We start from the raw sequence: 6,873 nt of genomic DNA, 5'->3' as shown, positions 1-6,873 counted from the left end.
TTACGCACCACCCCGTCAGTAGCTGAACAGGAGGGACAGCTGATAGAAACAGAAGCCACTGGAGCACCTCAAAAACACCATCATACACTAAATCAGTAAGTTGGCAGCATCACCCGCTTTCGCTAGTAAACTGAGATACAGATAAATTAGACGAAAAGAGGGACACCGTGGACTCCATATTTTCTATTGGCATCCAGTCATTATGGGACGAATTGAGCCACATGCCAGTCGGAGGAGTCTGGTGGATTAATACGGACCGTAATGAAGATGCTATCAGTCTGGTAAACCAGACAATTGCTGCCCAGGATAAGGATTCCCGCGTGGCTGTCATTAGCATGGGCGAAGATCCGAAGAAAATTATCACGCTGGAAAACGATCGCGGCCCTCAGACGGTGCGATTATTTTCCATGACATCGGAAGCCGATAGTCTATACTTTTTGTCCCGCGACGTTCAGTGCACTATTGATCCGGATCACTATTTAGTGATTCTTAAATGTGCAAATAACGTCCTGCAAAATATCCCTGCTGAAAAACTGCTGCCCTGGCTGGAAAAAATCAATAAATGGGCAAAATTTCAAAATTGCACGCTACTGATAGTCAATCCCGGCAGTAATAATGACAAGCTGTTCTCACTTTTAATAGGTGAATATCGTTCTCTGTTCGGTCTGGCAAGCGTTCGTGACCAGGTGGGCAGCTATCTCTACGATATTGCATTCTGGTGTAATGAAAAAGGCGTGAGCGCCAGACAACAACTTACGCTGAAACATATCGAGGGTAAGTGGCACCTGGCACAGCAGGAAGAAACCGTGGTGCAACCGCGCAGTGATGAAAAACGTATCCTGAGCCATATCGCGGTTTTAGAGGGGGCACCGGCCCTGTCGGAAAACTGGTCGCTGTTTGAATCTAACGAAGACCTTTTCCACGAAGCCCGCACAACCCAGGCGGCGACCCTTATTTTCTCATTGATGCAAAATAACCAGATTGAGACGCTGGCAAGGCAAATCCACACCCTGCGCCGCCAGCGCGGAAGCGCGTTAAAAATCATCGTGCGCGAAAACAATACCAGCCTGCGCGCCACCGATGAGCGCCTGCTTCTTGGCTGCGGGGCAAATATGGTTATTCCGTGGAATGCGCCGCTGTCACGCTGCCTGACGCTGATCGAAAGCGTTCAGGGCCAGCAGTTTAGCCGTCATGTACCGGAAGACATTTCCACACTGCTCTCTATGACGCAGCCGATGAAGCTGCGTGGATATCAAAAATGGGATACCTTCTGCGACGCCGTCGGCAATATGATGAGCAATACGCTTCTTCCTGCAGACGGAAAAGGGGTTATGGTTGCCCTGCGTCCTGTACCGGGTATCCGCGTTGAACAGGCGCTCACCTTGTGTCGCCCCAACCGTACGGGAGATATCATGACCATTGGCGACAATCGCCTGGTACTGTTTTTGTCCTTCTGCCGGGTCAACGATCTCGATACGGCGCTAAACCATATCTTCCCCCTGCCTACCGGGGATATTTTCTCGAACCGTATGATTTGGTTCGAAGATAATACGATCAGCGCGGAGCTGGTACAGATGCGTGCGCTCCAGCCTGAACAATGGGCTAAACCGCTCGCAATTAAGAGCGATGCGAAACCGATCCTCAATGCCAGACATGATGGCCATATCTGGCGCCGGGTTCCGGAGCCCCTTCGCTTATTAACGGACAACGCGGAGAACGCACCATCATGAATATCAGCGATATCATCCAACTGGTTATATTCTGTGCGCTGATTTTTTTCCCGCTTGGCTACTATGCACGCCATTCCATACGTCGTATCCGTGATACGGCCAGAGTGCTGTTTATAAAACCTCGCTATGTAAAACCAGCCGGAACACTGACACGGGCATCACACGTCAAGGCAGACCGAAAACATGACTAATTCTACCTATACCGCTTCGTCACCCTCGCCGCTCTGGCAATACTGGCGCGGCCTTTCCGGCTGGAACTTCTACTTTCTGGTGAAGTTTGGTCTGCTGTGGGCAGGCTATCTGAATTTCCATCCCCTTCTCAACCTGGTGTTTATGGCCTTCCTGCTGATGCCCCTGCCGAACATCAGGCTGCATCGCTTGCGTCACTGGATAGCCATCCCTGTCGGCTTTGCGCTGTTCTGGCATGATACCTGGTTACCGGGGCCGGACAGCATTATGAGCCAGGGGTCGCAGGTGGCAGGCTTTAGCGCCAGCTATGTCCTCGATCTGACCGAGCGGTTTATTAACTGGCAGATGATTGGCGCGGTATTTGTGCTGCTGGTTGCCTGGCTGTTCCTGTCACAGTGGATCCGCATCACGGTGTTTGTCGTCGCGATTATGATCTGGCTGAACGTGCTGACGCTGGCTGGTCCGGGCTTTTCGCTGTGGCCTGCTGGTCAACCGACCACCACGGTGACCACCACAGGGGGAAGCGCAGCAGCAACCGTTACCACGGCTGGCGATACGCCTGTAGTGGGCGATATCCCAACCCAGACCGCACCGCCGACCTCCACAAATCTGAACGCCTGGCTCTCCAGCTTCTACACTGCGGAAGACAAGCGACAGACCAAATTCCCGGACGCGCTGCCGGCGGATGCTCAGCCGTTTGAATTGCTGGTGATCAACATCTGCTCTCTCTCATGGGCCGACGTGGATGCAGCCGGTTTGATGTCCCATCCGCTGTGGTCGCATTTCGACATTCAGTTTAAAGATTTTAACTCTGCCACCTCGTACAGCGGCCCGGCAGCAATCCGCCTGCTGCGTGCAAGCTGCGGTCAGGCATCGCATAAGAATCTGTATCAGCCTGCCGGCAATCAGTGTTATCTGTTTGATAACCTCGCCAAACTGGGCTTTACGCAGCATCTGATGCTGGGACATAACGGCCAGTTCGGTAACTTCCTGAAAGAGGTGCGTGAACAGGGTGGTATGCAGGCACCGTTGATGGATCAAACCGGTCTTCCCGTTACTCTGCTGGGCTTCGACGGCTCGCCGGTTTATGACGATACCGCCGTGCTGCAGCGCTGGCTCCAGACCATCGAGAAAGACAGTAATCCGCGCAGTGCGACCTTCTTTAACACCCTGCCGCTCCACGACGGTAACCATTTCCCGGGCGTGAGCAAAACGGCAGATTATAAAGTGCGTGCGCAGAAGTTCTTCGACGAGCTGGACGCGTTCTTCACGGAGCTGGAAAAATCAGGCCGTAAAGTGATGGTGGTTGTGGTACCTGAGCACGGCGGCGCGCTGAAAGGCGACAGAATGCAGGTGTCGGGTCTGCGTGATATCCCAAGCCCGTCCATCACCAACGTGCCTGCTGGCATTAAATTCTTTGGTATGAAAGCACCCCATCAGGGCGCACCGATTGAAATCACCCAGCCGACCAGCTATCTGGCGATCTCTGAACTGGTTGCCCGTGCCGTTGACGGGAAGCTGTTTGTGGAAGATAGCGTGAACTGGGATCAGCTCACCAGCAACCTGCCGCAAACGGCAGAAGTCTCTGAGAACGCCAACGCGGTCGTCATTCAGTATCAGAACAAACCGTACGTTCGCCTGAACGGCGGGGATTGGGTACCGTATCCGCAGTAACTGATTTACCCCTAACCCTCTCCCCATTAGGGAGAGGGGATAGTCAGTGCGTTATTATTGCGCTGAAATCCACACCAGCATTTTCAGACTTGCCGAATAGTAGTCGTCTTTAGAGGTGATTTCGGGTTCTCCGGAAGACTGTCCCATCGTTAAATCGCGTACAGCCAACAGGCCGCCTTCCATCATGTAGGGCGCATATTCGTTGGTCATGACGTTAACCCAGGCGGGCGTTTGTTCCCGGGGGAACTGACCAAACCAGGCTTTCCACGGCGTCAGGAGCGGGCTTTGCTTATCAGACCAGGCAAGGTACAGCGGAATACGAATCGCGTCATAGCTCATCCGCGGCGGCCAGCTTTTGGCAGGTTCCAGCTTGCCATCTGATGCCAGCGAGACCCAGTCAGCGGGCAGATCCGCTTTACCCGAGCCCATTTTTCCCAGCAGGCGCTTCCCGTCCTTAATCAAATCGCGCCAGACCGGTAAATGACTGCGTCCGGCGAAGGCCTGCCAGGCCGGAAACACGAAGTAGGAAGGGTTAAGGATCGCTTCACCGTCAAGCTTAAATCCCTGGACGCCGGGCAGCATCACGCGGTAACCCGCATAGCGGATGACACTATGGGCAACCAGCGCTTTTGTAATGGCATCCGATGCGGCACCGTAGCGTTTTTCGTGCCAGCGGGCATCGGCTTTAAGCAGCGCCCAGGCAATCAGCACATCGCCATCGGCGGCATTGTTTTTGTCAGCGACCGGGTTGGACTCTGCGGGGTTATAGCGCCAGTAAAACAGACCGTTCTCTTTGTTCTTCAGCTCACGGTTTGTCCATTGCCAGAGCTTATCGAGCGTGGCCTTATCGTCGTTGGCCACTGCCATCAGCATGGCAAATCCCTGACCTTCCGTATGCGACACGCCGCCATTGCCGGTATCGACAATGCGGCCTTCCGGTTTGAAAAAGCGTGCCTTATAACTCTCCCAGGCCTGACCCGCCTGAGAGAGGGGTGAGAACAACACGCTCATCATGACGGCCAGCGTCGCGCAGACGGTTTTTCGCATCATTCACTCCATCCTGTTATTCGGCACTCCGCAGGGAAATCTCACCGCCCATCCAGGGTTTGATCACGCCATCCTGCTCCAGGAGCAGCGCGCCCTGAGCGTCAATACCGCGGGAAGTGCCGTAGATTTCTTTATCCCCAATCAGCAATTTCACCGGGCGGTTGATGAAGTTATCCATTTTTTCCCAACGAGACAGGAACGGTGCCAGCCCTTCCTGCTCAAAAAGCGTGAGCGAGCTGCGCAGCTCTTTAATCATACGTACGGCAAGGGTGTTACGATCGATGACGATCCCCGCCTCCTGGAGGTTAGTCCAGGCCTGATTCACCACATCATTCTGGACATTGCGCATCACCATATTGAGGCCCGCGCCGATGACGATTTGCGCCGCATCGCCCGTTTTGCCCGTCAGTTCAACCAGAATGCCGGCGAGTTTACGATCGTTGAGGTACAGATCGTTAGGCCATTTAACACGCACTTGATCCGCACCCAGATCGTGAAGCACCTCCGCCATAACGATACCGATGACCAGACTCAGGCCAATGGCAGCGGCCGGGCCCTGATCGAGTCGCCAGTACATAGACAGATAGAGGTTGGCACCAAAGGGGGAAAACCACTTGCGGCCACGACGACCGCGACCGGCCTGCTGATACTCAGCAACGCAGGCATCGCCGGATTTCAGCTCAGGCAGACGATCCAGCAGATACTGGTTCGTCGAATCAATCACCGGCAGCACCGCCACATTACCGTGTCCAATCTGGCTGCGGATCGTGTCTTCATTCAATAATTGTATCGGCTCCGGCAGGCTGTACCCTTTTCCGGGAACCGTGAACACATCAACCCCCCAGTCGCGAAGCGTCTGGATATGTTTATTAATGGCGGCGCGGCTCATGCCCAGTTGCTCACCCAGCTGCTCGCCGGAATGGAATTCACCATCCGCCAGGATACCAATCAGGGTTAACGGGACCGTATTGTCCTTCATGCGATAGTCTCCACGGCGTTGACTTCACCTGTGCGACCAATGAAGCGGACTTCTGGCTCCAGCCAGACGTTAAATTTTTCGCCCACACGCTGGCGAACATAATGAGCCAGCTGTACCACATCGTCGCTGGTTGCATCGCGCTGGTTAATCAGCACCAGAGCCTGCTGTCGGTGAACGGCTGCCCCGCCGACTGAAGTGCCTTTTAGCTGGCATTGATCGATAAGCCATCCTGCTGCCAGCTTCACGCTGCCATCCGCCTGAGGGTAATGTGGCGCGGTTGGCCACTCCTCCAGAAAACGTCGGGCATTTTCGCCGCCGATCACCGGATTTTTGAAGAAACTTCCTGCATTTCCGTTAACTTTGGGATCGGGAAGTTTGGTCATTCGCATATGGCAAACCGAGTCAAAAACGTCGCGGGCGGTAACGGTAGCCGGATCGAGACGCGTTAAATCCCCGTAGGTCAATACGGGCTGCCAGTTCTTAGACAGACGCAGGCCCACGGCGACAATCACGTAGCGATCCTGATATTCATGCTTGAAGATACTGTCACGATAGCCAAAACGGCACTGTTCTGCCGTTAAACGCGTGGCCATTCCGGTCGCCAGTTCGATGCAGTCGACATAGTCACAGACGTGCTTCAGTTCGATGCCGTAGGCACCGATGTTCTGAATGGGTGACGATCCAGCGCAGCCTGGGATAAGCGCAAGGTTTTCAAGACCCGCCATCCCTTGTTCGAGGGTAAATTGCACCAGGTGATGCCAGTTTTCGCCAGCCCCCACGTGCAGATGCCAGCTATCGGCACGCTCTTCCACATCAATTCCCATGATGCGGTTAACGATCACCGTTCCCGCAAAATCGTCGAGAAACAGGACATTACTTCCTTCGCCCAGAATCAGTACGGGTTCGTTTTTTTCTGTTGCGCTTTGCCATGCATCCAGCAGTTGCTGTGCAGTATCGGCACGTACAATTTGATTAGCATTGCGTTGAATGCCAAAGGTATTCCAGGGCTTAAGGGAGTGGTTCATAGACGCTATCCTGATGCAAAAACGCAGGTAGTTTACCGTATAAGCAGGGTGTTGGGGGATCTGTTTGTGCAGCGCAGAAACGCAAAAAGGCCATCCTTCCGGATGGCCTCTTCACTTGTTTGATGCCTGGCAGTTCCCTACTCTCACATGGGGAGACCCCACACTACCATCGGCGCTACGGCGTTTCACTTCTGAGTTCGGCATGGGGTCAGGTGGGACCACCGCGCTA

At 54.1% G+C, this 6,873-nt stretch carries 7 protein-coding genes and 1 rRNA gene; 3 read left to right on the top strand and 5 right to left on the bottom strand.

The features are described 5' to 3' along the window. Positions 1-59: IS1 family transposase (locus FHC48_RS23880; RefSeq protein ID WP_097491765.1), on the bottom strand; the 59-nt coding region annotated here is incomplete at its 3' end. 108 nt (positions 60-167) lie between these two features. On the opposite strand from FHC48_RS23880, the gene bcsE reads away from it, so the two are divergent. Genes bcsE through bcsG form a run of 3 tightly spaced genes read left to right on the top strand, consistent with a single transcriptional unit; the run spans position 168 to position 3,593 of the window. Next, positions 168-1,730 (top strand): cellulose biosynthesis c-di-GMP-binding protein BcsE, encoded by a 1,563-nt coding sequence (gene bcsE, locus FHC48_RS22740; protein ID WP_059363165.1) that lies wholly within the window; start codon positions 168-170, stop codon positions 1,728-1,730. Further along, on the top strand, positions 1,724-1,921 hold the full coding sequence (bcsF, locus tag FHC48_RS22735) for a cellulose biosynthesis protein BcsF (RefSeq protein ID WP_024908822.1): 198 nt from the start codon (positions 1,724-1,726) through the stop codon (positions 1,919-1,921). The genes bcsE and bcsF overlap by 7 nt, the downstream gene beginning before the upstream one ends. Beyond that, positions 1,914-3,593, top strand: a complete 1,680-nt coding sequence (gene bcsG / locus FHC48_RS22730; protein WP_008503239.1) for a cellulose biosynthesis protein BcsG — start codon at positions 1,914-1,916, stop codon at positions 3,591-3,593. The genes bcsF and bcsG overlap by 8 nt, the downstream gene beginning before the upstream one ends. Positions 3,594-3,647: 54 nt before the next feature. Here the strand turns inward: bcsG and FHC48_RS22725 are convergent, their stop codons facing one another. From FHC48_RS22725 to rrf, 4 genes are all read right to left on the bottom strand, one after another. Continuing rightward, positions 3,648-4,640, bottom strand: coding sequence for a glycosyl hydrolase family 8 (locus FHC48_RS22725; protein ID WP_059363171.1), 993 nt, complete (start codon positions 4,638-4,640; stop codon positions 3,648-3,650). Positions 4,641-4,656: 16 nt separating this feature from the next. After that, positions 4,657-5,619, bottom strand: a complete 963-nt coding sequence (gene birA, locus FHC48_RS22720) for a bifunctional biotin--[acetyl-CoA-carboxylase] ligase/biotin operon repressor BirA (RefSeq protein WP_059363167.1) — start codon at positions 5,617-5,619, stop codon at positions 4,657-4,659. Continuing rightward, positions 5,616-6,644: a UDP-N-acetylmuramate dehydrogenase gene (gene murB, locus FHC48_RS22715; RefSeq protein ID WP_059363169.1), complete on the bottom strand. Its 1,029-nt coding sequence runs from the start codon at positions 6,642-6,644 to the stop codon at positions 5,616-5,618. Before murB ends, birA begins: the two co-directional genes overlap by 4 nt. A gap of 124 nt (positions 6,645-6,768) precedes the next feature. Then, positions 6,769-6,873 (bottom strand): 5S ribosomal RNA (rrf, locus tag FHC48_RS22710); the annotation flags it as partial.

This window comes from Enterobacter sp. EC_50 (assembly GCF_019584525.1).
Classification (GTDB): Bacteria; Pseudomonadota; Gammaproteobacteria; order Enterobacterales; family Enterobacteriaceae; genus Enterobacter; species Enterobacter roggenkampii.
The sequence above is the reverse complement of the archived record's forward strand: the minus strand, read 5'-3'. Positions and strand labels throughout refer to the sequence as shown.

Excerpts from the sequence above, each read along its gene's own strand:
- murB (WP_059363169.1), bottom strand. The coding sequence starts at position 6,644 with ATGAACCACTCCCTTAAGCCCTGGAATACCTTTGGCATTCAACGCAAT.
- bcsG (WP_008503239.1), top strand. The coding sequence starts at position 1,914 with ATGACTAATTCTACCTATACCGCTTCGTCACCCTCGCCGCTCTGGCAA.
- FHC48_RS22725 (WP_059363171.1), bottom strand. The coding sequence starts at position 4,640 with ATGCGAAAAACCGTCTGCGCGACGCTGGCCGTCATGATGAGCGTGTTG.
- birA (WP_059363167.1), bottom strand. The coding sequence starts at position 5,619 with ATGAAGGACAATACGGTCCCGTTAACCCTGATTGGTATCCTGGCGGAT.